Source organism: Bradyrhizobium sp. USDA 4452 (assembly GCF_054063575.1).
The window spans coordinates 4336166-4361713 of the sequence record NZ_JBSSGK010000001.1 but is presented as its reverse complement, the minus strand read 5'-3'; the positions used below and the strand labels follow the sequence as shown (position 1 = coordinate 4361713).

The 25548-nt window shown below is 66.1% G+C and carries 22 protein-coding genes; 7 read left to right on the top strand and 15 right to left on the bottom strand.

The features are described 5' to 3' along the window. Positions 1-94: 94 nt before the first annotated feature. A complete protein-coding gene (locus ACVISU_RS20915) occupies positions 95-1450 on the bottom strand; it encodes an MATE family efflux transporter (protein WP_157113741.1) in 1356 nt (451 codons plus the stop codon). Positions 1451-1559: 109 nt separating this feature from the next. Next, on the bottom strand, positions 1560-2138 hold the full coding sequence (locus ACVISU_RS20910; RefSeq protein ID WP_456708175.1) for a DUF2239 family protein: 579 nt from the start codon (positions 2136-2138) through the stop codon (positions 1560-1562). A 41-nt stretch (positions 2139-2179) separates the two neighbouring features. Between ACVISU_RS20910 and ACVISU_RS20905 the strand changes: the two genes are divergently transcribed. Further along, entirely contained in the window at positions 2180-2845 is a 666-nt protein-coding gene (locus tag ACVISU_RS20905; protein ID WP_050401338.1) for a glutathione S-transferase family protein, read from the top strand. An 8-nt stretch (positions 2846-2853) separates the two neighbouring features. Here the strand turns inward: ACVISU_RS20905 and ACVISU_RS20900 are convergent, their stop codons facing one another. After that, positions 2854-3294 carry a DUF1330 domain-containing protein gene (locus ACVISU_RS20900; protein ID WP_456708174.1) on the bottom strand — a complete coding sequence of 147 codons (441 nt, stop codon included), beginning with the start codon at positions 3292-3294 and terminating at the stop codon, positions 2854-2856. A gap of 88 nt (positions 3295-3382) precedes the next feature. On the opposite strand from ACVISU_RS20900, the gene ACVISU_RS20895 reads away from it, so the two are divergent. Next, positions 3383-3718, top strand: a complete 336-nt coding sequence (locus ACVISU_RS20895) for a GIY-YIG nuclease family protein (protein ID WP_050401340.1) — start codon at positions 3383-3385, stop codon at positions 3716-3718. 6 nt (positions 3719-3724) lie between these two features. Here the strand turns inward: ACVISU_RS20895 and ACVISU_RS20890 are convergent, their stop codons facing one another. From ACVISU_RS20890 to ggt, 3 genes are all read right to left on the bottom strand, one after another. Next, positions 3725-4600 carry an SDR family oxidoreductase gene (locus ACVISU_RS20890; protein WP_456708173.1) on the bottom strand — a complete coding sequence of 292 codons (876 nt, stop codon included), beginning with the start codon at positions 4598-4600 and terminating at the stop codon, positions 3725-3727. 210 nt (positions 4601-4810) lie between these two features. Next, positions 4811-6109, bottom strand: a complete 1299-nt coding sequence (locus ACVISU_RS20885; RefSeq protein ID WP_456708172.1) for an MFS transporter — start codon at positions 6107-6109, stop codon at positions 4811-4813. 173 nt (positions 6110-6282) lie between these two features. Continuing rightward, positions 6283-8028: a gamma-glutamyltransferase gene (gene ggt, locus ACVISU_RS20880; RefSeq protein WP_456708171.1), complete on the bottom strand. Its 1746-nt coding sequence runs from the start codon at positions 8026-8028 to the stop codon at positions 6283-6285. 125 nt (positions 8029-8153) lie between these two features. Between ggt and ACVISU_RS20875 the strand changes: the two genes are divergently transcribed. Beyond that, a complete protein-coding gene (locus ACVISU_RS20875; protein ID WP_456710869.1) occupies positions 8154-9533 on the top strand; it encodes an MFS transporter in 1380 nt (459 codons plus the stop codon). Positions 9534-9654: 121 nt separating this feature from the next. Here ACVISU_RS20875 and purH read toward each other — a convergent pair whose 3' ends face one another. From purH to ACVISU_RS20860, 3 genes are all read right to left on the bottom strand, one after another. Further along, entirely contained in the window at positions 9655-11247 is a 1593-nt protein-coding gene (gene purH, locus ACVISU_RS20870; protein ID WP_456708170.1) for a bifunctional phosphoribosylaminoimidazolecarboxamide formyltransferase/IMP cyclohydrolase, read from the bottom strand. An 85-nt stretch (positions 11248-11332) separates the two neighbouring features. Beyond that, positions 11333-13084 carry a heparinase II/III family protein gene (locus ACVISU_RS20865; protein ID WP_050406168.1) on the bottom strand — a complete coding sequence of 584 codons (1752 nt, stop codon included), beginning with the start codon at positions 13082-13084 and terminating at the stop codon, positions 11333-11335. A gap of 137 nt (positions 13085-13221) precedes the next feature. Next, a complete protein-coding gene (locus ACVISU_RS20860; protein WP_050406167.1) occupies positions 13222-14568 on the bottom strand; it encodes an RsmB/NOP family class I SAM-dependent RNA methyltransferase in 1347 nt (448 codons plus the stop codon). A gap of 200 nt (positions 14569-14768) precedes the next feature. On the opposite strand from ACVISU_RS20860, the gene ACVISU_RS20855 reads away from it, so the two are divergent. Beyond that, complete coding sequence (locus ACVISU_RS20855; protein WP_050406166.1) at positions 14769-14990, top strand: DUF1674 domain-containing protein; 222 nt, start codon at positions 14769-14771, stop codon at positions 14988-14990. A 151-nt stretch (positions 14991-15141) separates the two neighbouring features. Further along, positions 15142-15651 (top strand): thermonuclease family protein, encoded by a 510-nt coding sequence (locus ACVISU_RS20850; RefSeq protein WP_456708169.1) that lies wholly within the window; start codon positions 15142-15144, stop codon positions 15649-15651. 90 nt (positions 15652-15741) lie between these two features. Here the strand turns inward: ACVISU_RS20850 and ACVISU_RS20845 are convergent, their stop codons facing one another. After that, positions 15742-16257, bottom strand: a complete 516-nt coding sequence (locus tag ACVISU_RS20845) for a L,D-transpeptidase (RefSeq protein ID WP_456708168.1) — start codon at positions 16255-16257, stop codon at positions 15742-15744. 366 nt (positions 16258-16623) lie between these two features. Beyond that, on the bottom strand, positions 16624-18564 hold the full coding sequence (acs, locus tag ACVISU_RS20840; protein WP_456708167.1) for an acetate--CoA ligase: 1941 nt from the start codon (positions 18562-18564) through the stop codon (positions 16624-16626). Between the two features lie 861 nt (positions 18565-19425). Between acs and ACVISU_RS20835 the strand changes: the two genes are divergently transcribed. Next, complete coding sequence (locus ACVISU_RS20835; RefSeq protein ID WP_456708166.1) at positions 19426-20604, top strand: DNA topoisomerase IB; 1179 nt, start codon at positions 19426-19428, stop codon at positions 20602-20604. A gap of 160 nt (positions 20605-20764) precedes the next feature. Here the strand turns inward: ACVISU_RS20835 and ACVISU_RS20830 are convergent, their stop codons facing one another. The 4 genes from ACVISU_RS20830 to tsaD form a co-directional block, all read right to left on the bottom strand. Then, the gene (locus ACVISU_RS20830) at positions 20765-21178 is read right to left on the bottom strand and encodes an EVE domain-containing protein (protein ID WP_050406162.1); all 414 of its coding nucleotides are present in this window, start codon (positions 21176-21178) and stop codon (positions 20765-20767) included. 86 nt (positions 21179-21264) lie between these two features. After that, on the bottom strand, positions 21265-22377 hold the full coding sequence (locus ACVISU_RS20825; RefSeq protein WP_456708165.1) for an alpha/beta hydrolase: 1113 nt from the start codon (positions 22375-22377) through the stop codon (positions 21265-21267). A 117-nt stretch (positions 22378-22494) separates the two neighbouring features. After that, the gene (locus ACVISU_RS20820; RefSeq protein WP_456708164.1) at positions 22495-23472 is read right to left on the bottom strand and encodes an NAD(P)H-dependent glycerol-3-phosphate dehydrogenase; all 978 of its coding nucleotides are present in this window, start codon (positions 23470-23472) and stop codon (positions 22495-22497) included. A 13-nt stretch (positions 23473-23485) separates the two neighbouring features. Beyond that, complete coding sequence (tsaD, locus tag ACVISU_RS20815) at positions 23486-24559, bottom strand: tRNA (adenosine(37)-N6)-threonylcarbamoyltransferase complex transferase subunit TsaD (RefSeq protein WP_050406159.1); 1074 nt, start codon at positions 24557-24559, stop codon at positions 23486-23488. 172 nt (positions 24560-24731) lie between these two features. Between tsaD and ACVISU_RS20810 the strand changes: the two genes are divergently transcribed. Continuing rightward, positions 24732-25460 (top strand): uroporphyrinogen-III synthase, encoded by a 729-nt coding sequence (locus tag ACVISU_RS20810; protein ID WP_456708163.1) that lies wholly within the window; start codon positions 24732-24734, stop codon positions 25458-25460. Positions 25461-25548 lie beyond the last annotated feature (88 nt).

The window sequence follows — 25548 nt, the reverse complement described above, 5'->3', positions numbered from 1 at the left end:
CTCGGCTTGCTTGGCATCTCTCTAGCATAGGCCTGCTGCCGCAGGCGCCATCAGGAGAATATGATACTCATCATGTGAGCAGCAGTGCGCGATGTCAAATCAGCCGCTTGATGGTCTGCTTGCGCCATACCAGGGCGTAATAGGCCATCTGCAGCAGGAACATGGTTGCGAAGGTGACGGGATAGGCGATCCAGATGCCGCTGACGCCTATGCTGCGGCTCAGCAGGGTCGCGACCGGCACCTCGACCAGCGCGATCGCAAGGGTCGAGAGCAGCAGCGGCATCCACACCGTGCCGCCGGCGCGCATCGCACCTGAGAACACCGTCGCCATGCCGAACAGCACCATGCTCCACAGCACGATGTAGAGAAGCTGCTGGGCGAGCGCGAGCACCGCGCCATCGACGATGAAGAGGCCCATCAGCGGCCGCGCAAAGAGATAACCGAGCACCACCAGTCCGCCGGTCAGCGCGAGGTTCATTTCGATGCCGGTGCGGACGATGGCGCCGACCCGGTTGGAATCGCCCCGGCCGATCGCCTGCGCGCCGAAGATCGACACCGATATGGCGATCGAGATCGCCGGAAACTGCACATAGCCGATCACCTGGTTGACCGCGCCATAGGCCGCGGTGGCGTCGGAGCCGAAGCCGTTGACGAGGCCGAGCAGCACCAGTTCGGCGAGCGAGACCACCACCATGCCGATCGCGGTCGGAATGCCGAGCCGCAGCACGATGCGCAGCAGCGCGCCGTTCGGTCGCATCGCGCGCAGGAAAGCGGCGTCGAAGGCGAGCGGATGCTTGTGCCGCAGCATGTGGACATGCAGCCAGAGCAGCGTGACGACGCCCGAGACGGCGGAGGCAATTGCGGCGCTGGCTACGCCGAGCATCGGCAGGCCGAGCCAGCCGCGGATCAGCGCGGGCGTCACCACGAGGCCGACGACGGTTGAGACCGTCAGCGCCACCAGGGGTGTCACGGTGTCCCCGACACCGCGCATCATCGCCGCCAGCAGCAGGAAGCCGAACGTGACGGGCATCGTGATCATCATGATCCGCGCATAGGACACCGCGGCGTCGAGCACGTCCGGCGGTGTCGCGAGCGCGATCAACAGCGGCCGGGCGAACAGGCCGCCGAGGATTGCAATCGCCAGCGCCAGCAGCAGCGTCACGGTCATGGTCGTACCCGCGACCGCCTTGACGCGGTCGGGCTCGCCGGCGCCCCAGGCCTGGCCGATCATCACCGAGGCGCCGGCGCCGAGGCCGATCACGAAGGAGATGAAGAAGAACATCACCGGGAAGAACACCGACGCCGCCGCGAGTGCGTCGACCCCGATCATCTGGCCGAGATAGATGCCGTTAATGGTGCCGAACAGCGATTGCAGCACATTGCTCAGCAGCATCGGCGCCAGGAAGAACAGGAAGGATTTGCGTAAGGAGGGAGGCTTGGACACGTTCAACTTCCAAAAATGATGAGACCGTCAGGACGGCGGCGGGGCGGGTCTGCGGTTCCGCTCTGAAAGCCGAATCGCCGACGCGCTGCCGCCGCCTATTTCGCGTGAAAGCGCTTCAGTCCGCTTGATCGCTATAGGCGAGCGCGATCGCGTGGTCGCGGATATCGGCCGGCCAGTCCGCAATCAGTGTCGCAAAGCGCCGCCGGTCGTGTGCGAACAGGGCGCGGATCGCGTCCTCGTAGTTCGGCCGGTTGCCCCCCATCGTTGTCATGAAACGATAGGCGGCATCCTGCGCGCTGCGCGTGCGGTCCTTATCGCCGCTCGCGCGCCGCGCCTCGTCGACCAGCTTGCGGAGCGCGACCGAAGCGCCGCCCTTCTGCTGTGCGAGCCAGTCCCAGTGGCGCGGCAACAGCGTGATCTCGCGCGCGACGACGCCTAGCTTCGGCCGTCCCGGACCGCGCGGCGCTGCCGGCTCCTCGACGGGCGGAGTCGCGAGCTTCGGCAGCCGCGCCAGCACGTCATCGACCGAGCCGCGGAAATCGATATCGACCAGCGCCGAGGTGCGGCCGTTGAACACCAGGACCGCGGCCTGCTTGTGCTGGTCGAGGTGTTGCTTGGCGGCGCGGGCGACCTCAGGGAGGTCGCCGGTCCCGATGCGATGCTCGCCTTCGAAGGCGACATAGGCAGGAATCATGGTAGACCTCTCCGATTGCGCCGACATTTCAGAGGACGCCCATGTTGACGGTTCATCATCTCAACAATTCCCGCTCGCAGCGCGTGCTGTGGCTGCTCGAGGAGTTGGGCGTTCCTTACGAGATCGTGCGCTACCAGCGGCAGCCCGACATGCGGGCGCCGAAGGAACTGCGCGCGATCCATCCGCTCGGCAAGTCGCCGGTCGTCACGGACAACGGCAACACCATCGCGGAATCCGGCGCTATCCTCGAATACATCATCGCAACCTACGGCAAGGGCCGCCTGATCCCGCCGGCCGATACGCCGGAGCGGCTGCGCTACACCTATTGGCTGCATTATGCCGAAGGCTCGGCGATGACGCCGCTGCTGTTGAAGCTGCTGTTCACGCTGATGCCGAAGCGGGCGCCGGCGCTGCTGCGGCCACTGGTGCGCAAGGTCTCGAACCAGGCGCTGTCCACCCTGGTCAATCCGCAGCTCAAGCAGCACATGGCCTACTGGGAAGGCGAGCTCGGCAAGAGCGAGTGGTTCGCCGGCAACGAATTCTCCGGCGCCGACATCCAGATGAGCTTTCCGCTCGAGGCTGCCGCCGCGCGCGGCGGGCTCGCGGACGGTCATCCCCGATGCGTCGAATTCCTCGAGCGCATCCACGCCCGCCCGGCCTATGCGCGGGCGCTGGAGAAGGGCGGGCCGTACGAGGTTGGGCGCTAGCATCCCGGTCATCGCGGCAACTCCACCAGCGGCAGCAGCCGCGAATCCGCAAGTGCCGCCGTGCGGTGTCCGATGCCGGCGAGATAGGCCTCCGCCGCCGCGAAGGCGAGGAATGCGCCACGGCTCTTCTGCCGGATCAGCATCGCGCGATCCCAGTGCTCGCCCTCGGGCCCGATCAGGAACGAGCCGCCTTCACCCATGAACAGGATATCGCCGCCGCTCTTCCGCAGATGCGGCAGCGTGTGGGCGATATAGCGGTCGTACGCCTCAGCCCCCGTGATCGGCTGCGGCGGGGCCAGCTCCGGACTTTGCGAATAGTCGGCGATCTGCCGGAAGCGCAGCAGATTGAGCATCACCAGCTCGCCGGCGATCGCGCGCTGGGCAAAGTCGCGCCCGGCATTCCAGGTCGGCTCCAGATGGCAGGTGATGTCCATGTCGACTCGTCCCATTTGCTTTCGATGGCTAAGTTTTATCCGGGTGTAATTGCCATGTCAATAATATCCGGGTAAAAATAGAGCCAACCGACAGGAGCCGACCATGAAGACCGAGGACCGCAAGCTCGCCATCGCCGACTACAAGAAACGCGCTGCCGTCGCCGGCGTGTTCGCGATCCGCTGCCGCGCGACCGGGGAGGTATGGGTCGGGCAGGCGCCCGACCTGGAGAAAATTCAGAACCGGATCTGGTTCACACTGAGGATGGGAAGCCACCGCAATGCCGAGTTGCAGCGCGCTTGGTCGGCGCACGGCGCGGACAATCTCTCGCTCGAAACGCTGGAGCGTATCGAGGACGAGGAGCTCGCCTATGTGCGCGATACGCTGCTCAAGGAGCGCGTGCAGCACTGGCGCGCAGAGCTGAACGCGTCGGCAATCTAGCCGCGTTCAACGCGACGGCAGCGCCTGCACGGTGACGCCAGGCGGCGGCACGTCGTCGTCGGGAACGAAGAAATCCGACATCAACGGCACCGAGGGATCGACGCGGTAGCGCTCGAAGTCGCGCACGCCGTTGGCATAGAGCACCTTGTCGTCGATGCAGAAATTGCCGGTGAACTCGCGCGATGGCCGGGTGATGATCGCGTAGGCCGCATCGCCCATGATCTCGGGGGTGCGGCTCGCCCGCATCATGGCGTCGCCGCCGAGCAGATTGCCGACCGCAGCGGTCGCGATCGTCGTGCGCGGCCACAGCGCGTTCACGGCAATACCGGCGGATTTCTGCTCGCCGGCCAGCCCGAGCACGCACATGCTCATGCCGAATTTCGCCATCGTGTAGGCGGTCGAGTGCTCGAACCACTTTGTCTTCATGTCGAGCGGCGGCGACAGCATCAGGATGTGCGGGTTCTCCGCCTTCTTCAGATGCGGGATGCAGTATTTCGACACCATGAACGTGCCGCGGGTATTGATCCCCATCATCAGATCGTACCGCTTCATGTCGGTCGCCTGCGAGTTGGTCAGGCTGATGGCGCTGGCATTGTTGACGCAGACGTCGATGCCGCCGAATTCGGCGACGGTCTGGTCGATCGCCGCCATCACCTGCGCCTCGTCCCTGATGTCGCAGATGACAGGCAGGGCCTTGCCGCCGGCGGCGCGGACCTCGTCGGCGGCAGTGTAGATCGTGCCTTTCAGCTTCGGATGCGGCTCTGTGGTCTTCGCCGCGATCGCGACATTGGCGCCGTCACGTGCGGCGCGAAGCGCGATCGCCAGCCCGATGCCGCGGCTCGCACCCGAGATGAACAGCGTCTTGCCTTTGAGCGATGTCATGAGAACCTCCTGTGAGGGACGCACGAGACGGTGGCTCCCTCTCCACTTGTGGGAGAGGGTTGGGGGTGAGGGGTATCCCTCCACACGGCAAACTGCATGGAGAGATCGCGACTCCTCGCGCGGATTGCATCTTTCGATGCAATCCGGCCACTCCCACAGGGGGAGAGGCAAAGCGGAGCAAGGGCCGCAGTCATCGCCTTACCTCATCACCTACCCACCCGCATGCAGCACGCGGCCACGCGTTTCCGGCAGCGCGTAGGCGGCGATGAAGAACACGGCGTAGGCCGCCACCGCGAAGATCGCGATCGCATTGGCGAGCGAGGTCGTGGTCGAGAGCGCGCCGACCAGGAACGGAAACAGCGCGCCGACGCCGCGGCCGAAATTGTAGCAGAAGCCCTGGCCGGAGCCGCGCAGCCGGGTCGGATAGAGCTCGGTCAGGAATGCGCCCATGCCGGAGAAATAGCCCGAGGCAAAGAAGCCGAGCGGGAAGCCCAGCACCCACAGCACCTCGTTGGACAGCGGCAGCTGGGTATAGAGCAGCACGACCGCGATAGCGCCGAGCGAGAAGATCAGGAACAGATTGCGTCGGCCGATCCGGTCGGCAAGCCAGGCGCCGACCAGATAGCCGATGAACGAGCCGATGATCAGCGTCGCGAGATAGCCGGTCGAGCCGACCACCGAGAGCTTGCGCTCGGTGGTCAGGAAGCGCGGCACCCAGAAGGTGATGGCGTAATAGCCGCCCTGCATGCCGGTGCCGACCAGCGAGGCCAGCAGCGTGGTCTTCAGGATCGGTCCCTGGAAGATCTCCCACAGCGCGGCGGGCCCGCTGCCGGATGCCTGCTGCTGCGCCATCGTCGCGGCGGAGATCTCCGGCTCGGTGACATAGCGGCGCAGATAGAACACCAGCAGCGCCGGCAGCGCGCCGATCACGAACATCCAGCGCCAGGCGTTCTCCGGAGGCAGGATCGAGAACAGAACCGCCTGCGCCAGCACCGCAAGGCCCCAGCCGATCGCCCAGCCCGACTGCACCGAGCCGACCGCGCGCCCGCGATATTGCGGCCGGATCGCCTCGCCGATCAGCACCGCGCCGGCCGCCCATTCACCGCCGAAGCCGAGACCGAGCAGCGCGCGCGCGATCAAGAGTTGGTCGAAATTCTGCACCACGGCGCAAACCAGCGAGAAGAACGAGAACCAGATGATGGTGAGCTGCAGTGTCTTCACCCGCCCGATCCGGTCGGACAGATAGCCGCCGAGCCAGCCGCCGACCGCGGAAGCCAGCAGCGTCACGGTGCCGGCGAGGCCTGCAGTACCGGCATCGACCTTCCACAGCGTGATGATGGTGCCGATCACCAGCGGATAGATCATGAAATCCATGCCGTCGAGCGTCCAGCCCGAGGCGCAGGCCCAGAACGTGCGACGCTCCTGCAGGTTCATGTCGCGATAGAAGGCGAGGAGGCTGGTGTCCTCGATCTCTGCGAGTTCGATTGATTTGGATTCGGCCGTGCTCATGCGCGTTCCCCGGAGAAATCATTCACCGGCTGTTTGCGATCCGCGGCCGGAGTTGCGCGGACCGCCAATCTATCGCGATGTTGCAGGCCGGGCAAAGCCGCGTTTGCGCTGGCTTTTTTGTTTTGGCGCGTTTTCTTCACGCGAACCGGGGCCACTTCGCTTGAAAACGCTCTCTAGTACCCCGCGGCCTCCGAGCCGCGGGTGCGTGGATCGGGCGCGCCGAGCAGACCGCTGGTCGTGACGACGATCGAGTTCGCGGAGGAGTAGCCGAGCGGTTCGACCGGCTTGTGGCCCTTGGCGCGCAGCTCGGCGAGCACCTCGTCGGGAAACCCTTTCTCGATCCGGACCTCGTCGGGCAGCCATTGATGGTGCATGCGGGGTGCGGCGACCGCGGCCGCGATGTCCATCCTGTAGTCGATCACGTCGACGATGATCTGCGTCACCGCGGAGATGATGCGGCTGCCGCCGGGCGATCCCGTCACCAGCACCGGCTTGCCGTCCTTCAGCACGATGGTCGGCGACATCGACGACAGCGGGCGCTTGCCGGGTCCCGGCAGATTGGCCTCGAAGCCGACCAGGCCGAACGCATTGGAGGCGCCGGGCGCCGCGGTGAAATCGTCGAGTTCGTTGTTGAGCAGCACGCCGGTGCCGTCGGCGACGAGGCCGACGCCGTAGGGGAAGTTCAGCGTGTAGGTGTTGCTCACGGCGTTGCCGGCGGCGTCGACCACCGAATAATGCGTGGTGTTGTCGCCCTCACGCGGCTGTCTGGCGTTGCGCACATCGGTCCAGGGCGTGGCGCGGGCGAGATCGATCGTGGCGCGCTGCTTCGCGGCATAGTCCTTGTCGATCAAGAGCTGGGTCGGCGCGTCGACGAAGGCGGGATCGCCGAGATAGCGGGCGCGATCGGCATAGGCCCGCTTCATCGCCTCGATCATGACATGCAGCGAGGCGGCCGAGCCCTGCTTCATGTCCGACATCGGAAAGCCCTCGAGGATATTGAGGATCTCCAGCAGCACGACACCGCCGGAGGAAGGCTGCGGCATCGAGACGATGTCGTAGCCGCGATAGGTGCCGCGGATCGGCGTGCGGATCACCGGCCGGTAGGTTTTGAGATCTTCCAGCGTGAAGATGCCGCCGGCATTCTTGATCCCGCTGACAAGCTTCTCGGCGACCACGCCTTCGTAGAAGCCGCGCGGTCCCTGTTCGGCGATCGCGGTCAGCACGCCGGCGAGATCGCCCTGGATCAGGCGGTCGCCTTCATGCAGCGGCGTGCCGTCGGCATGTGAGAACGTCTTGGCGGAGTTCGGCCAGCGCGACATGCGGCGATACATGTCCGCCAGCGTATCCGACGTATCGTCGGTGACGATGAAACCGTCGCGGGCGAGATCGATCGCTGGCTTGAGGATCTGCGCCAGCGTGAACTTGCCGGAGCCGTATTTCTCCAGCGCCAGCGCGAGGCCCGCGACCGTGCCGGGCACGCCGATCGCGAGCGCTGAGTTGCGCGACTTGTCGGGATCGGGCTTGCCGTCGGCGTTCAGGAACATGTCGCGGGTCGCGGCCTGCGGCGCAGTTTCGCGATAGTCGATTGCGACGTCTTCATTGCGGCCGGCGAGATGGATCACCATGAAACCGCCGCCGCCGATATTGCCGGCGCGCGGATAGGTCACCGCCATCGCAAAGCCGGTGGCGACCGCGGCGTCGACTGCGTTGCCGCCTTGCCGCAGGATGTCGGTGCCGACCCGCGCCGCCAGCTTCTCCTGCGCCACCACCATGCCGTGTTCGGCGCGGATGCTTTGAAGCGTGTTGGTGGCCGAGGGCTCGTAAGCGCGCCGCTGCACCTGGCCGAGGGCCGGTGTCGCGATGCCGATCATCAGGAGAGCGGCAAACAGCCGTCGCGACATCGTTGCCGTCAGCGCCATCGAAATGTCCTGCCCTGTTCATCGCCGTATCAGCAAACCGGCCCATGCTATATGGGAACGGATTGAAGCGGCAAAAGCGTGCCTGTGGTTCGGTTTGGAGAATATCTTTCACGATGACGACAACAATGCAGACGGGCACCGGACATGCGAGGACCTCCACCACGATCTATCCTGGCCGCGCCGCCGTCATCAGCTGGATCTTCTTCGACTGGGCCGCGCAGCCCTATTTCACGCTGATCACGACCTTCGTGTTCGCGCCGTATTTCGCCAGCTTCGTCGCTTCAGATGCCGCGAGCGGGCAGGCGCTGTGGGGCTTTGCCACCGCGGCCGCAGGCCTTGCGATCGCGTTGCTGTCGCCGGTGCTGGGTGCGATCGCCGACGCCAGCGGCCGGCGCAAGCCGTGGATCGCCGTGTTCGGCGCGCTGCTGGTGATCGGCGCGAGCGCGATGTGGATCGGCACGCCGGGCACTCCCGACATCATCCCCGCGCTGCTGCTCGCCTACGCGATCGCCAGCGTCGGCGTCGAGTTCGCGACCGTCTTCAACAATGCGATGATGCCGACCCTGGTGCCGCCGGACCGGATCGGGCGCCTGTCCGGCACCGGCTGGGCCACCGGCTATGTCGGCGGCATCCTTAGTCTCATTCTCGTGCTCGGTTTCCTCGCCGCCAACGCCGAGACCGGCAAGACGCTGTTCGGCTTCACGCCGCCGTTCGGTCTCGATCCCACCATGCATGAAGGCGATCGCATCACCGGGCCGTTGACCGGGCTGTGGTTCATCATCTTCGTGACGCCGATGTTCCTGTTCACGCCGGACTATCCGGCGAAACGCCCGATGCGCGCGGCGCTCGGCGAGGGCCTGCGCGAGCTCAGGGAATCCTTGGCGAGCCTGCCGAAGCAGAAGTCGCTGGCGCGGTTTCTGCTGGCCAACATGATCTACACCGACGGGCTGGTCTCGCTGTTCGCGTTCGGCGGCATTTATGCCGCCGGTACGTTCGGCTGGGACACCATCCGGATCGGCACCTTCGGCATTATCCTGGCGGTCGCCGGCACCTTCGGCGGCTGGCTCGGCGGCAAGCTCGACGACGCGCTCGGGCCGAAGCGCGTGATCACCGGCAGCCTCGTGATCCTGCTGTTTGCGATCGTCGTGATCCTCACCGTGAACAAGGATTCCATCCTGTTCATCCCGGTTGCGCCCCCGATGCCTGGCGGTCCGTTGTTCGCGGGCGCCGCCGAGCGCGCCTATATCGTGCTGGGCTGCCTGATCGGCGCCACCGGCGCGCCATTGCAGGCGGCCTCGCGCTCGCTGCTGATCCGCCTCGCGCCGAAGGACCGCATCGCGCAGTATTTCGGCTTGTTCGCGCTGACCGGAAAGGTGACGTCCTTCATCGGCCCGCTGCTGATCGGCGCGATCACGGCTGCGACCGCAAGCCAGAAGGCCGGCATGGCCGTGCTGGTGGGGTTCTTCGTGGTGGGATTGGCGTTGCTGGCGAAGGTGCGCGAATAACAACCGCTGTCGTCCCGGCCATGCCCCGTAGCCCGGATGCAGCGAAGCGCAATCCGGGGTCTTTGGTCCGCGGAGAAACCGCCCCGGATTACGCTGCGCTCTATCCGGGCTACGGGTCCAATTAATGCCTGAAATGCCGGACGCCGGTGAACACCATGGCGATGCCGTGCTCGTCGGCGGCCTTGATCACTTCATCATCGCGCATCGAGCCGCCAGGCTGGATCACCGCTGTGGCGCCGGCCTCGATGCAGGCGAGCATGCCGTCGGCGAACGGGAAGAACGCATCGGAGGCGACCACTGAGCCCTTGGTCAGCGGCTCGGCGAGCTTCAGCTCGGCCGCCGCATCCAGCGCCTTGCGCGCGGCGATCCGCGCCGAATCCACCCGGCTCATCTGGCCGGCGCCGATGCCGACGGTGGCGAGGTCCTTGGCATAGATGATGGTGTTCGACTTGACGTGCTTGGCGACGCGGAAGGCGAATTTGAGGTCGCGCAGTTCGGCGTCGGTCGGCGCTCGCTTGGTCGCGACCTTCAGGTTCATGTCCTCGACGACGGCATTGTCGCGGCTCTGCACCAGCAGGCCGCCGGCAACGGTCTTGGCGGTGAGGCCGGCTGCGCGCGCGTTCGGCAGGCCGCCTGCGAGCAGCAGGCGCAGATTGCGCCGGCCGGCGATGATCGAGATCGCCTCTTCGGTCGCGTCGGGCGCGATGATCACTTCGGTGAAGATGCCGATGATGGCGCGCGCGGCGTCCGCATCGAGCGTGCGGTTGACCGCGATGATGCCGCCATAGGCCGAGGTCGAGTCGCAGGCCAGCGCGCGGGCGTAGGCGGTGGCAAGATCCGGACCCTCGGCGACGCCGCAGGGGTTGGCGTGCTTGACGATCACGCAGGCCGCGGTGCGCTGCGGATCGAATTCGCCGACGCATTCATAGGCCGCATCGGTGTCGTTGATGTTGTTGTAGGACAGTTCCTTGCCCTGTAGCTGGCGTGCGGTCGCAACGCCCGGCCGCTTCTCCGGCGTCGCATAGAACGCCGCGGTCTGGTGCGGGTTCTCGCCATAGCGCAGCGACTGGATCAGCCGGCCGCCGAAGGCGCGGAAGTCCGGCGCCTTGGTGTCGAGCTGCACGGCGAACCAGTTCGAGATCGCGGCATCATATGCCGCGGTGCGCGCATAGGCCTTGGCGGCGAGCCGGCGGCGCAGGCCGAGCGAGGTCGCGCCCTTGTGCGCGGCGAGTTCATCGAGCACCGATTGATAGTCGTTCGCTTCGACCACCACGGCGACGTCGTCATGGTTCTTGGCCGCGGCGCGGATCATCGCGGGGCCGCCGATGTCGATGTTCTCGATGCACTCCTCGAAGCCGGCGCCTTTGTCGACGGTGGCCTCGAACGGATAGAGGTTGACGACCAGAAGATCGATCGGCGCGATGCCGTGCGAGGCCATCGCGGCCGCATGTTCCTTGTTGTCGCGGATGGCGAGCAGGCCGCCATGCACCTTCGGATGCAGCGTCTTGACCCGGCCGTCCATCATCTCCGGAAAACCGGTGAGCTCGGAGACGTCCCTGACCTTCAGCCCGGCCGCCGCGATCGCCTTGGCGGTGCCTCCGGTCGAGACCAGCTCGACGCCATGGTCGGACAGCGCCTTGGCGAAGTCGATCAGTCCGGTCTTGTCGGAAACGGACAACAGAGCGCGGGTCACGCGGCGAAGCTGCTCGGTCATATCGGAAAATCCCTGGCTGTTAAGGCAGCCGGGTAGCACGGTTTTTCGGGGTTCGGAACCGTGAAGGGCCGGTTTGGCCACAAATTTACAGCGGCAGTTCGGGCTCGCGGCGGGCGTTGCGGCGGGCGTTGGTGGCGGTGGCCGAGGTCGAGGAGCGCACGAAGCTCCAGCGGATGGTGGCGGCCTGCCTGGCGTCCTGCCGGATCACGATCTGGGAGGTGCGGCGCGGGCCGTCATTGCCGGCCAGGAACACGCTGTCCTCGAGGTCGACCTTGTCGTCCATCGCCTCGAAGGTCCAGACGTCGCGGTTGGGCAGCACCAGCATCACGCCGCGGGCGTCCGACAGCCGGCTTGCCTTCACCGAGGGGTGCAGGTGGAAGCGCAGCGCGAAATCGGCCTCGCTGCCCTTGATGCGGCCGCCGGGTGCCGGCGTCAGCTGGTCCTCGCCCTCGAGGCGGGTGCCGTCCTGGGAGACCATCAGCACGCGGCGGTGGATTACGCCGAAGCGCGAGAGATAGCCGTCGTGCGAGGCGGTCAGCACGTCGCCGCCGGGAACCGCTTCGCGGTAGCTCTCGACATTGCTCGGGCCGCTGGTGACCGGCGCGCCGCGGAGCAGCCGCTTCATCGCCGACAGCTCGACGAACTGGCACGACGAGGTGTCGCGATAGGTCAGCGTCGAATGCGCCGCGGTGGAGCGCGCGAACGGCCGCCAATTGTCGCGCCCGGTGTTCGGCATGCCGCAGTTGACGACGATGCGGCTCACGCCGGAGGAGAGCTCGAACGACAGGCAGCCGGCATGCGCATCCTGGCTGACGCTGGCCGGCGGCGGCGGTCCGGTGTCGATGATCAGGGTGGTGTTGCCGGCATCGAGCCGCTGGAAACCGGTGTGCGGCATGCTCGCCATCGGTACGCCGCGGGTGTCGTCATAGGCGAGCAGTGTTGCGACCAGATCGGAGGGCGCGGTCGACATGCCGTTGAACAATGCGAAGCTGCCGTCGCCGTGCCGGAAGAAGCGCAGCATCGGCATCATGCGGTCGATGGCGTTGAGCAGCGCCGGCGGCGGCGCGATGTTCCGTGCAGCAAAGGTCTGCCGCAGCGGCAAGAGATCGCTGAGCAGTTCGACCAGCGCGCCGGGGTTGCGCGAGATGTGGCCGCCGTCAGGCAGGATCTGGCGCTGCAATTCGTCCGACAATTTGCGCGTGGCGGATTTGATGTTTCGCGCCTGGTTGGCAAGGCAGAGCGAGGCGTAGCACAGCGCGATCAACGCCTGCAGGCGCGGCACGCCGTCATTGTCGAGCGTCGAATGGCGCAGATAGCGGATCTCGCGCGCCAGTCCGCGCAGATATTTGCGGTAGAATTTTCCGTCGGTGTCGCCGAGCACCAACGGGGCCTGCGACAGCAGCGAGATCACCCGGCGCGCGCGCACATCGGCGCGCCGCTCCAGCGGCCGCTTGCGGGCCTGGTTGGAGATCCAGTCGTCGACCAGCGAGCGGGCATTGGCGCGGGTCAGCGCAGTGTCGGCGGCGCGCAGATGGCGCAGCCAGCCGAAGCCGAGCAGGGCGGCCTCCCAATCCTCCGACGGCGGCTCGAGATCGAAGATCGAGCGGCCGTGGCAGGTGACGATCTTGCCGGCGAACACGAATCGCCCGGCATAGATCTCGGCCGCGCGGGTGGCGTCGGCGGTCCTGAGGTCGTGCGGCGCGATGATCAGCCGGTCGGTACGGCCGGGCCAGAGCCGCGACAGCGCGACCGTGCTCCCGCTGGCGCGCGCGATCATGCTGCGGGCAAAGCGGCCAGCAATCAGCGTCGAGATGCGTCTGCTTTGAGCGACCGACACGCCTAACCTTGCGGGGAGGGAATTTTCAACGAATCCTTATTTAATCCGGAAACGCGGCCAAGACACCCTCTTGATATCCGAGACACCCTCTTGATACCGCGCGAATCACTTCGAGCTTAGAGGACTGAAGTTTAAAATCAGGATTTGACGAGCCGGGCGGCGTAAAAGCCGTCCAGCCCGCCCAGCCGCGGGTCGGCGTTGGGTAAATGGCTGGGCAGGGTGCGCAGATCGCCGTCGGCGGTGATGATATCGTCGAGGCCGGCGACCTCGTCCTTCTCGACCGGCGCACGGCGCAGGCCTGATTCGCTCGCCAGCAGCGCGGCAATCGCGTGCTCGCCTTCCTCCGGCTCCAGCGAACAGGTGCAATAGACCAGCGTGCCGCCGGGCTTCAGCAGATGGACGGACTTCTGCAACAGCCGCTTCTGTAACGCCGACAGCGCGGCGATGTCGCCTTCCTGGCGCAGCCAGGCGACATCGGGATGGCGGCGGATGGTTCCCGTCGACGTGCAGGGCGCATCGACCAGGATACCGTCGAAGCTTGCGGCCTCGGCGGGCCATTCGGCGGCGTCGGCTACGACGGTCTCGGCTTGCAGCGCCAGCCGCGTGAGATTGTCGCGCAGCCGCGCCACCCGCGCCGGCGAGCGGTCGACCGCGGTGACCTGTGCACCGGCCTGCGCGAGCTGGGCGGTCTTCCCGCCGGGTGCCGCACAGAGATCAGCGATCCGCTTGTCCCTGATGTCGCCGAACAGCCGCGCCGGCAACGCAGCGGCGGCGTCCTGCACCCACCAATGGCCCTCGGCAAAGCCCGGCAGCATCGTGACGGAACCCTGCAGCAGGGTACGCACGGTTCCCGTCGGCAGGATCTCGCCATGCAGGCGGCTCGCCCATTGCGGCGCGTCGGACTTCACCGTGAGATCGAGCGACGGCTCGTGGCCGAGCGCCAGCGCCATCTCGCGCGCGGTGGCTTCACCGTAATGCGCGTTCCAGCGCGCCAGCATCCATGGCGGCAGGTCCAGCGTCTGCGTGCTGATCTCGTCGATCAGGCCCTGGCCCTCGCGCGCGCAGCGACGCAGCACGGCGTTGACCAGCCCTGCATACTTTGCCGCGCGCCGGTCCGACTGCACCAGCCGCACCGAGAGATCGACCGCGGCATGGTCAGGCACGTCCATCCAGAGGATCTGCGCGGCGCCGATCAGCAGCGCGCTCTGCGCACGCGGCGCATCGGTCGGCACGCCGCGGTCGAGCAGCCGCGACAGCAGATGGCCGAGCGTTCCGAGCTTGCGCAGGATCGTCGACACCAGCCGGCGCATCAGCGCGCGGTCGCGATCGGCCAGCGATTTCAGGCCGGGATGCGCGCCGGCGCCGTCGAGCTGATCGTCGAGCGTGCGGCGCTTGTGCAGCACGCCATCGAGGATGTCGGCCGCGATACGGCGCGCTGCGAGACCGGGGACTTCGGCAGGAACTGCAAATCTTGAAGGAGGCATGGAGCGGAGATATCTCGAAGGTGCTGAGTTACGTTCGGCTCATGCCATCAACTCGAAAACACCACTGGCATGCGAATATGCCAAATGTAAGAATCGTCTTGCGGAATTCGTGATCGTGATGTCGTCACTGAGCCAGGTCAGAGATACGAAATTCGCGGGCAGAAAGTTTTGCCGAGAAACGTTTGCCAAGAAGGCTTGCCATGTCTGAGAAGTCGCCACCTCCGCCGGAACCCGCGCCGCGCAAGCCGCTGACGCCGGCCGCGCAGCGCGCGCTCGCCGAGGCCGCGGCGCGGCGCAAGGCGGCCGAGGAGCTCGCCGCGAAGGATGCGGCCGCGCGGCCGAAGGAATTCCAGGGCCCGAAGGGGCCGGAACCGACGCGTTACGGCGATTGGGAGACCAAGGGCATCGCCTCGGACTTCTGAGAGTCTTGCCTGAGGGCTCGACTCAAGCCAGTCTGGGAATATGTCCCCATACGAGAGAATAAATCCTTATCGTGGGACGGAGCGTCCGCCTTTCCGCAGGACGCCTCCACGGTCACCTTGGCGCCGCCGCGTCTCGGCGGCACTGCCCTGGGTGTTCGTGCTCGGCATCGCCGTCGGCAGCACATTGCCGATCCGCCAATATGTGCCGCAATGGATGCCCTTGCCGTCGCACTGGTCGTTGGAGCGGTCGCGCGATGCCGAAATGATCCGGCAGCGTGGCGGCACGCCCGACGCGCGGCATGCCGTCGATGTCGTCAGGACGATCGATGGCGATACGTTCGAGGCGCGGGTGCATCTCGCGCCGGGCCCCGATCTGTATACGCGGGTCCGGCTGCGCGGCATCGATGCGCCGGAGCTGAAGGCGTCCTGTGCGCGTGAGTTGCAAATGGCGCAAGCGGCGACGGTGGCGCTGCGCGATCTGCTCGGCGAGGGCGATGTCGCGATCTACAATATCGGTCCCGACAAATATCAGGGTCGCGTCGTCGCCGACGTCGCGACCAGGAAGACTGACAATGTCTCGGCGGCGCTGCTCGCGGCCGGTCATGCGCGCGCCTATAATGGCGGGCACCGCTTCGGCTGGTGCGGAAGTTTTATGCGCTGAGTAACAGCGTCACGGCCGTGCCCGCGCTGGACAAGCGAACAAAAAGCCGCGCAGTTGCGCGGCTTTTCGTTCGGCGAAGCTCGTGCGCGATCAGCGGGTGACGACAACAGTCGTGCCGACCGAGACGCGCGAGTAGAGGTCGGTGATATCGGTGTTCAGCATGCGGATGCAGCCGTAGGAGACGAAGCCGCCGACCGAGCCCGGCACGTTGGTGCCGTGGATCGCATATTCGCCGCCGGCCAGCGTCATCGCGGCGACGCCCATCGGGTTGCGCGGCGAGCCGCCGGCGATCACGTCCGGGATGCTCGGCTTGTCGCGCTTGACCTCGGCGGGCGGCGACCAGGCCGGGTTGCGATACTTGCCGTCGATCTTGGTGGTGCCGGCCCATTGCTTGCCGGATTTGCCGACGCCGACCGGGTAACGCATCGCGTGGCCGGAATCGAGAATGAGATAGAGCCGCCGCTCGTTGGTCCTCACCACGATGGTGCCCGGCTCATAATTGTCGGCGTGGATTCCGACCATTTCCGGCCGGGCTTCGGCCGTCTGCGACGTCAGGGCAACGGCACCGAGCGTGGCGGCGAACGCCACCGCAAACTTCATCGACATCAACCTCTCCACTTCCCAACAGCTCCGGCAAGGGAGCCAAAAACGAAGATGCAGAGCCCTGAAAAAACCGGGCCCGCCGGTCTCACGCACGCAATATTAACCGCGTGTCTTAACGGGGTGGTTTCACACCGGCCGCGAGACACGTCCTGATGGCGCGCAGAAAAGGAAAAGTTCGGATTAAAGTAAATGACCTGAAAACAACACTCGGCCACAAACGCGCCGCAATGGCGCCGCGCCTCTGACAATCCCGTGAAAGGGCTGTCCAGAGCCGTCTTCGAGTGCAGCGGACGCGGCTCGCGTGCAGAAAAAAGGCCGCGGCGGTGATCGCGCGCGGCCCTACAAGGTCTCGATATTGGCGTTGCCGGATTACTTCTTGTTCTGCCGGTTCTGCACGAGATCGTCGACCACGGCGGGATCGGCCAGGGTCGAGGTGTCGCCGAGGCTGGACGGTTCGTCCTCGGCGATCTTGCGCAGGATGCGGCGCATGATCTTGCCGGAGCGCGTCTTCGGCAGGCCGGGCGCGAACTGGATCAGGTCCGGCGAGGCGATCGGGCCGATGTCCTTGCGGACCCAGGCGACGAGTTCCTTGCGCAAGGCCTCGGTCGGCTCGGTGCCCTTCATCAAGGTGACATAGGCGTAGATGCCCTGGCCCTTGATGTCGTGCGGGTAGCCGACCACAGCGGCTTCCGACACCGCCTCATGCGCAACCAGCGAGCTCTCGACCTCGGCGGTGCCCATGCGGTGACCGGAGACGTTGATGACGTCGTCGACCCGGCCGGTGATCCAGTAATAGCCGTCGGCATCGCGCCGGCAGCCGTCGCCGGTGAAGTACTTGCCCTTGTAGGTCGAGAAATAGGTCTGCTCGAACCGCGCGTGGTCGCCATAGACCGTGCGCATCTGGCCCGGCCATGACTTGGCGATGCAGAGATTGCCCGAGGTCTCGCCCTCCAGCGTCTTGCCGTCGGCGTCGACGATCTCAGGCACCACGCCGAAGAACGGCCGCGTCGCCGATCCCGGCTTCAGCTTGGTGGCGCCGGGCAGCGGCGTGATCAGGATGCCGCCGGTCTCGGTCTGCCACCAGGTATCGACGATCGGGCAGCGGTCGTCGCCGACCACGCGGTGGTACCACTCCCAGGCTTCGGGATTGATCGGTTCGCCGACCGAGCCGAGCAGGCGCAGCGATTTGCGCGAGGTCTTCTTCACCGGCTCGTCGCCGCCCTGCATCAGCGCGCGGATCGCGGTCGGCGCGGTGTAAAAGATGTTGACCTTGTGCTTGTCGACCACGTTCCAGAAGCGCGAATTGTCCGGGTAGTTCGGCACGCCCTCGAACATCAGCGTGGTCGCGCCGTTACAGAGCGGACCGTAGAGGATGTAGCTGTGGCCGGTGACCCAGCCGACGTCGGCGGTGCACCAGTAGACGTCGCCGTCGTGGTAGTCGAACACGTATTGATGCGTCATCGACGCGAACACGAGATAGCCGCCCGAGGTGTGCAGCACGCCCTTCGGCGTGCCGGTCGAGCCCGAGGTGTAGAGGATGAACAGCGGGTCCTCGGCATGCATGTGCTCGGCCGGACATTCCGTCGTCACCATCTCGGCGGCCTCGTGATACCAGAGGTCGCGGGTCGGGTTCATGTCAACAGCACCGCCGGTGCGCTTCACCACCACGACCCAATCGACGCCGCCGGTTTTGGCGATCGCGGCATCGACATTGGCCTTCAGCGGCACCTTCTTGCCGCCGCGCAGGCCCTCGTCGGCGGTGATGACCACCTTGGAATCGCAGTCCTTGATGCGCTGGGCGAGGCTGTCCGGCGAGAAGCCGCCGAACACCACCGAATGGATCGCGCCGATCCGGGCGCAGGCCAGCATGGCGTAGGCCGCTTCCGGAATCATCGGCAGATAGATCGTGACACGGTCGCCCTTCTTGACGTTCCGCGTGCGCAGGATGTTGGCCATCCTGCAGACTTCGTCGTGCAGCTGGCGGTAGGTGATGTGCTTGGATTCGGAGGGGTCGTCGCCCTCCCAGATGATCGCGGTCTGGTCGCCGCGCTTCTCGAGATGGCGGTCGATGCAGTTCCAGGCGACGTTCAGCACGCCGTCCTCGAACCATTTGATCGAGATGTTGCCGGGCGCGAAGGAGACGTTCTCGACCTTGGTGTAGGGCTTGATCCAGTCGATCCGCTTGCCGTGCTCGCCCCAGAAGCCGTTGGGGTCCTTGACCGAGTGCGCGTACATCTCGCGATATTTGGCGTCGTTGACATAAGCGCGCTTGGCCCAGTCGGCCGACACGTCATAGATCTTCTCGGACATCGCTTTCCTCCACACATTGCCGATCGCAAACGACGCGACGGCAAGCCTTTTTGATTCAAAGCCGTCTTGATCATTGCCGCGATTATGCGTTGCCGCATTCCGGCCCGGCAAGGAAAAAGGACTGTCACTTTCGTCGCGCTGAAGCGGCCAAGCATTCCGCCGGCCGCCTCGTCTGATCGGGCGGTTTACCGCGCCTCGTTGACGAGTGAAACCTATGCTTCATCGCGTGCTCGAGGTCACTGGTCTCTTGGTCGTAGTGGTATCGTTCTCTGCTCCGCTTGCCGGGCTCTCACGCCGTCGGCGCGGACGGTGGCTGTCGCGAAAGAGTTGCCGACCGCGATCCGCCTGATGCCGAGATGGGAAAGCCTCAAGGCCATGTTCAGGCGCGAGTTGAGGCCGACTGCGACGCGACGCCTCGACGTCAATTCTGCTGGATCACCAGCAGCGCATTCGGAAGAACAATCGCAGGGCCGCCGCGGCGATCTGCGCCGACGATTTCGCCCGAACCGCCTGTGCGCCTCGATCGCCAGGAGGGCCGGGTCGATCGTGAGGGGGCCATCCGGACTTGGCGCGAAACGGCACCGTCCCGGACCTGTCTGCTTTGGCCGGGTCGTGCCGCTCAGAACCCTGTTCCCAAGCCCGACTCCCGCCATTTTGACCGATCCGGGAGGGGGCCGAAATCAAGGTTATCGGGCGAATGACACCCATGAAAGGTATTTAGAAACCTCCGATAACCGATTCGCGACTCGCAATGTCGGCCCTGACGCCCTAAATCGCGAAACCGAGGCCGAGTGGCCAACCGGAACCAAGCCCGAAGCACGGCATTACCGGGAGAACAGCGGAACAAGGCGTCTTGGAAGTATGATGGATCAGCAGAACATCGCGGCTGTGCGGCCCATGTCCGCCGATCCCGCTGTCGCCCTGGCTAAGGCGCTGGGCCAATGGCCCAAACAGCCGCAGGCAAAGCTGCCGTCGCCCCGGGCGAAGCTCAAGCTTGACGCGTCCGTTGCCATCAAGACCTCCGTCGAGGATCTGGCGCGCGATCTCGGCCTGCGGCTCGGTGACCAGAACGAGCTGACCATCCGCCGCATCAAGCGTGGCAAGAATTATTCATTCGTTCGCGCCAATGGCTCGCGCGTTCGGGATGCCCGTACGATCCGCCGGCTGCACGCCATGGCGATGCCGCCGGCCTATCGCCAGGTCCGCTACTCCACCGATCCGAATACGCATTTGCAGGCGGTTGGCCTCGATGCCGCGGGCCGCTTGCAATACCGCTATCACGCCGACTGGGAGAAGGTCCGCGAGCAGCGCAAGGCGCATCGCCTTGCCAAGCTCGTCGCCGCGCTGCCGAAGATCCGGCGCAAGGTGTCGGCGTTCCTGTCCGGCGACGAGCCGACGCGCGAGTTCGCGCTGTCGGCGGTGATCGAGCTGATCGCGCGCACCGCGATCCGGCCCGGCAATGAATCCTATGCCCGCCTCAACGGCACCCGCGGCGCCACCACGCTTTTGAAGTCCAACGTCACGCTGGAAGACGATTCGCTGGTGCTGACCTTCAAGGCCAAGGGCGGCAGGGCCGTGCGCAAGGAATGCGACGCGGCCAAGCTGGTGCGTGCGATCGGCATTCTGCGCGCTGTTCCGGGCAAGCGCATGTTCCAGTACTACGACCGCTCCGGCGTCGTCCGCGCCGCCTCGACCACGGCGGTGAACGCGTTCCTGCGCGAGCTCGCCGGCATCAAGATCTCGCTGAAGGATTTCCGCACCCTGATGGCCTCGGCCGTCGTCGTCGAGTCGCTGTCGCGGATCACGCCGGCGGCCAGCCAGCGCGGCCGCAAGCGCCAGGTGCTGGACGCGATCCGCGCCGCCGCCGACCAGCTCTCCAACACGCCGGCGATCTGCCGCAGGAGCTACGTCCACGACACCATCGTCACGGCCTTCGAGGACGGCATCCTCGAACGCTTCGCCGCGACGATGGGCGGTTACCGCACCCAGTCCAAGCGCGAGCAATTGCTGGCGCAGGTGGTGATGGCGGCGGGGGCGTAAGCGCCGCCGCAAACTCCGCCGTCGTCCCGGCGAAGGCCTGGACCCGTTACCCCACATGTTGATTGTTGAGGCGAACTGGGGCCACAGCGCGCTCCAACAATGCGCGCCTGTGATATGGGTCCGGCCTGCGCCGGGACGACGGTAGAATTTGCTTGGGTCGCTACAGCCCGCCCATCTTGCAGACGTACTTCCACTCTTCCGCGGTCACCGGCTGCACCGAGAGGCGCGAATATTTCACCAGCGCCATGTCGGCGAGCTTCTTGTCGGCCTTGATCGCGGCCATCGTCACCGGGCTCTTCAGCGGCTTGTCGGCCTTGATGTCGACGCAGACGAACTTGCCGGTCTTGTCGGTCGGATCGGGATAGGCTTCCTTGACGATCTCCGCGATGCCGACGATCTCCTTGCCCTCGTTGGAATGATAGAAGAACGCCTTGTCGCCCTTCTTCATGTTGACGAGGTTCTGCCGCGCCGTGAAGTTGCGCACGCCGGTCCAGGCTTCGCCCTTCGCACCCTTGGCGACCTGCTGGTCCCATGACCAGACCGACGGCTCGGATTTCACCAGCCAGTAATTCATCGCAGCTCACCCCGTTCGATTGCGCTGCAATCTATAACCAGGCAGATGCCCGCGACAAGCGTGGGCATCTGGCCGTCCTGCCATGCTTACTGCTTCAGATATCGATCGAAGAATTTGGCGATGTCGGTGAAGGCTTCCTTGGTTTCAGGCGCGTCGATGTTCATCTGGTACTGCGCGTGGGATTGCCCCTCATAGACATTGAGATCGGCGATCACGCCGGCGCGGCGCAATTTGCGGTGCGTGCGAACCGTGTTGCTGAGGAACAGGTCGCGCGTGCCCGATGTCAGGATGGTCGGCGGAAAGCCCTTGAAGTCACCATAGATCGGCGAGATGTAGGGATTCTTCAGGCTGGTCCCGTTGGCGTAGAGCTTGGCCGCACGGCCGAGCCAGCCGTCCCAGGTCACCAGCACATTGTCGACCCACTCATTGCTCGCGTAGCTGTCGCCGATCTTGTCGATGTCGGACCACGGCGTGCCCGGCGCGATCGCGGCCGGCAGGGGCAGCTTCTCGTCCCTCGCCCGCAACACCATCGCAAGGGTCATCGCGCCGCCGGTCGAGGTGCCGAAGATCGCCAGCCGGTGACGCTCGTGCGATTTCAGGACTTCCTTCCAGACCGCCATCGCGTCGTCCATCGCGGCCGGATACGGGAAGTCCGGCGGCATCCGATAGTCGACCGAGATCACCTTGTAGCCGCCGAAGCCCGCCATCATGATGGCTTCCGGCAACGCGGCTTCGCGGGGGCCGAACACGTAGCCGCCGCCATGGACATGGATCAGCAGACGCCGCCGGTTCTCGAGCGCGATCTTGTTCGGCGTCACGACGTAGCAATGCACGCCGGCAATTTTGGTCTCTTCGACCTTGACGCCGAGCTTCGCCTTCATCGCGGGGATATTCGCGATGACCCCCTTGGCGCGGCGGTCGATCAACTCCTTCCATTCCGCCGGGGTCTTCGGGTCGGCGTTGAAATGCGGCGGATAGGGCGCGCCGATCACCGCCTGCATCTCCGGAGAGACGTCACTTGAGGGATTGCCGATCGATTTGAGCGGGGCGACCCGCTTGCCGTCCTCGGCGTTGGCCGCAGCCTCGCTCCTGGCGAGGTCGTCGTAGGACGTTGCGGTTTGCGCGTGGACTATAGCGGATGAAGCGGTGAGGGCGACGGCAAGGCCGATCGTAAGGATGGCGCGTTGCGGTTGACGCATGGTCTTTTCCTTGGGATCCGTTGTTCGATTTGTTCGACCGGGATCCGACGGTTCGCCGTAACGCTATTACGATGTACGCGGATCGTGAAGCTCAGCCATCTGCGCCCGTGGTCTGCGTTACTCGGCCTTGAACGGTCGCGTCAGCAGGCCTTCGATCGCGGCATCGATGGTTAGCCGATCGCCGAGGATCGCCGCGACCGCGTTTGATACCGGCATGTCGACCTTCTGCGCGGCGGCGAGCTCGCACAGCACCGGCGCGGTGAACGCGCCTTCGGCGAGCTTGCCGACCGGCGCCGCTTCGCCGCGACCGAGCGCGAGGCCGAGCGCGAAATTGCGCGATTGCGCGGTGGAGCAGCTGAGCAGGAGATCGCCCAATCCGGACAGGCCGGCGAGGGTCTCGGCGCGCGCGCCGCAGGCGCGGCCCAGCCGTGCGAGCTCGCTGAAGCCGCGCGTGGTCAGCGCGGCGAGCGCGGAGGCGCCGAGATTGCTGCCGACCACGATGCCGGCGGCGATCGCCAGCACGTTCTTGGCCGCGCCGCCGATCTCGACGCCGCGCACGTCGGTGGTGTGATAGGGCCGGAAGGTCGCCGAGCCGAGCGCCTGCACGAGCGCGCGTGCCAACGCCTCGTCTTTGGCGGCCAGCGTCACAGCGGTCGGCAATCCGCGCGCGACGTCATCGGCAAAGCTCGGTCCCGACAGGATCGCGGGCACGGCGCGCGGTGCTGCTTCGGCGATCACCTCGGTCATGAATTTGTGGGTGCCGTGCTCGATGCCCTTGGCGCAGGCGATGACGGGCGTCTCGGGTTTGAGGTACGGTGCAAGATGACTGACCGCCGCGCGCAGATGCTGCGCCGGCGTCACGGCGAGAACGATGTCGGCGCGCGCGGCGCCGGCGATATCCGACGTCACCGCGATGCCGGGCTGAAGCTGGACGCCGGCCAGCCGCGGATTGATCCGCGTCGTCTGGATCCGCGCGGCATGCTCGGCATTGCGGGCATACAGCGTCACCTTGCGTCCGGCGCGCGCTGCGACCTCGGCCAATGCCGTGCCCCAGGCGCCGGCACCGATCACGCTGACTGAGATATCCGCGGGCATCGCGACCCCTAGCTCAATATCCGGCGCGGCTGTTGGCGTGGCCGGCCGGCGCCTTGGCATTGGCATCGAGCAGCCAGCGCGCGCGCGGCGGCGCTTCCAGCGTGTCGGTCAGCCCGAGCGCCATCCGCTCGGCGCCGGCCCAGGCGATCATCGCGCCATTGTCGGTGCAGAGCGCCGGCGGCGGGATGATCAGCGTGGTCTGCGCTGTCGCCGCGACATCCTGCAGCGCGCTGCGGATCGCATGGTTGGCGGCGACACCGCCGGCCGCGACCAGCGCGCGCGGCGTGCCGAACCGCTCCTCGAACAACCGCAAGCCGACGGTCAGCCGGTCCGCGGTCGCTTCCAGCACTGCGGCCTGGAAGCTTGCGCAGAGGTCGCTGATGTCCTGCGGCTCGAGCGGCTCCAGCCGGCTCGCTTCATTGCGCACCGCGGTCTTCAATCCGGACAGCGAGAAGTTCGCATCGGGACGGCCGAGCATCGGGCGCGGAAACGCGAACCGCGTCGGGTCGCCGCCGGCCGCTGCGCGCTCGACTTGCGGTCCGCCGGGATAGGGCAGCGACAGCATCTTCGCCACCTTGTCGAACGCCTCGCCCATCGCATCGTCGACGGTGGTGCCGAGCCGGACATATTCGCCGACGCCGACCACGGCGACGATCTGGGTGTGGCCGCCCGAGGCGAGGAACAGGCAATAGGGAAACGCCAGCGCGCAGGTCAGCCGCGGCGTCAGCGCGTGCGCCTCGAGATGGTTGACCGCGATCAGCGGCGTGTCGTGCACCATCGCGATCGCCTTGGCGGTGGTGAGGCCGACGATCACACCGCCGATGAGGCCAGGACCGGCCGCGGCCGCGACCGCCGACAATTGTCCGTAGCCGACACCGGCCTCCTTCATGGCGGAGGCGACGATCCCGTCGAGCAGGTCGACATGGGCGCGCGCCGCGATCTCCGGCACCACGCCGCCGAAGCGGGCGTGCTCGTCGGTCTGCGAACGCACGACGTTGGAGAGGATCCTGGCCTGCCCGTCAGCCTGGCGCTCGACCACGGCGGCTGCGGTTTCATCGCAGGTGGTCTCGATCCCCAGCACCAGCATCGGTGGTTCGTGTCCCAATTTCGGCCCTTGTGCTACCAGCATGATCCAGTCAGGCCGGAACCGGTTTCCGGCGAGGTCATGTTCATCAAAACGCCCCTCCGGGGTAGCATTGCGAGGTCTCAAAGTGCAATCGGTCGGCAAGGCCCAATTCGCAAGGCGGGAGCCCTGAGGCGTGACCATCCTCGTCACACGACCGCATCCGGACAATGAAGCGACACTCGCGACGCTGCGCCAACGCGGCTTTGAGGCCCTCGCGGCACCGGTGCTGCGCTTCGAGCCGTTACCGTTTCATGACGACGATGCGGATTACGACGCGGTCATCCTGACCAGCGCCAACGCGCCACGCGCCATCGATCTCGCCGGCAGCCGGCTGTTGCGGCTGCCGCTGTTCGCGGTCGGCGCGCACACCGCCGACGCCGCGCGCGCCGCGGGCTTCGACAAGGTGATGGTGGCCAAGGGCGATGCGGTGAGCTTGCGCGATCTCGTGCTGGCGCGGGTCGAGGCCGGCGAACTTTCGCCGTCGGCCACGCTGCTTTATCTCGCCGGCGCCGACCTGTCGCGCGATCTGGCGGGCGAGCTCGGCGAAAGGGGGCTGGCCGTCATCACCCACACCACCTACCGGATGGCGCCGGTCGTCGCCCTCCCTAGGGAGGTCAGCGACGCCTTCCTGGCGAACCGGATCAGTGCGGTGCTGCATTATTCCCGCCGCAGCGCGCAGGCGTTCCTGGACGCGATACGGGCCGACGGAATCGAGATTTCGGCGCTTGCCCTGCCGCAATGCTGCATTTCGGCGGCGGTCGCCGCGGTGCTCCATGATGCCGGCGCGACCAAGGTGGTGGTGGCGGCGCGGCCGGACGAAGACGCGCTGCTGGAGGCGCTCGGCCGTGCCCTGCGGCCGTGACCGCAATTAATTCTTTCGTCTGACCATGATGTTAGGCAATGCTCCGTTTTTAGGATCGTGCTCTAAGAACGCCGGCCGATTCTGCTAC

Excerpts from the sequence above, each read along its gene's own strand:
- ACVISU_RS20910 (WP_456708175.1), bottom strand. The coding sequence starts at position 2,138 with ATGATTCCTGCCTATGTCGCCTTCGAAGGCGAGCATCGCATCGGGACC.
- ACVISU_RS20905 (WP_050401338.1), top strand. The coding sequence starts at position 2,180 with ATGTTGACGGTTCATCATCTCAACAATTCCCGCTCGCAGCGCGTGCTG.
- ACVISU_RS20900 (WP_456708174.1), bottom strand. The coding sequence starts at position 3,294 with ATGGGACGAGTCGACATGGACATCACCTGCCATCTGGAGCCGACCTGG.
- ACVISU_RS20895 (WP_050401340.1), top strand. The coding sequence starts at position 3,383 with ATGAAGACCGAGGACCGCAAGCTCGCCATCGCCGACTACAAGAAACGC.
- ACVISU_RS20890 (WP_456708173.1), bottom strand. The coding sequence starts at position 4,600 with ATGACATCGCTCAAAGGCAAGACGCTGTTCATCTCGGGTGCGAGCCGC.
- ACVISU_RS20885 (WP_456708172.1), bottom strand. The coding sequence starts at position 6,109 with ATGAGCACGGCCGAATCCAAATCAATCGAACTCGCAGAGATCGAGGAC.
- ggt (WP_456708171.1), bottom strand. The coding sequence starts at position 8,028 with ATGGCGCTGACGGCAACGATGTCGCGACGGCTGTTTGCCGCTCTCCTG.
- ACVISU_RS20875 (WP_456710869.1), top strand. The coding sequence starts at position 8,154 with ATGCAGACGGGCACCGGACATGCGAGGACCTCCACCACGATCTATCCT.
- purH (WP_456708170.1), bottom strand. The coding sequence starts at position 11,247 with ATGACCGAGCAGCTTCGCCGCGTGACCCGCGCTCTGTTGTCCGTTTCC.
- ACVISU_RS20860 (WP_050406167.1), bottom strand. The coding sequence starts at position 14,568 with ATGCCTCCTTCAAGATTTGCAGTTCCTGCCGAAGTCCCCGGTCTCGCA.
- ACVISU_RS20855 (WP_050406166.1), top strand. The coding sequence starts at position 14,769 with ATGTCTGAGAAGTCGCCACCTCCGCCGGAACCCGCGCCGCGCAAGCCG.
- ACVISU_RS20845 (WP_456708168.1), bottom strand. The coding sequence starts at position 16,257 with ATGTCGATGAAGTTTGCGGTGGCGTTCGCCGCCACGCTCGGTGCCGTT.
- acs (WP_456708167.1), bottom strand. The coding sequence starts at position 18,564 with ATGTCCGAGAAGATCTATGACGTGTCGGCCGACTGGGCCAAGCGCGCT.
- ACVISU_RS20835 (WP_456708166.1), top strand. The coding sequence starts at position 19,426 with ATGATGGATCAGCAGAACATCGCGGCTGTGCGGCCCATGTCCGCCGAT.
- ACVISU_RS20830 (WP_050406162.1), bottom strand. The coding sequence starts at position 21,178 with ATGAATTACTGGCTGGTGAAATCCGAGCCGTCGGTCTGGTCATGGGAC.
- ACVISU_RS20825 (WP_456708165.1), bottom strand. The coding sequence starts at position 22,377 with ATGCGTCAACCGCAACGCGCCATCCTTACGATCGGCCTTGCCGTCGCC.
- ACVISU_RS20820 (WP_456708164.1), bottom strand. The coding sequence starts at position 23,472 with ATGCCCGCGGATATCTCAGTCAGCGTGATCGGTGCCGGCGCCTGGGGC.
- tsaD (WP_050406159.1), bottom strand. The coding sequence starts at position 24,559 with ATGCTGGTGCTGGGGATCGAGACCACCTGCGATGAAACCGCAGCCGCC.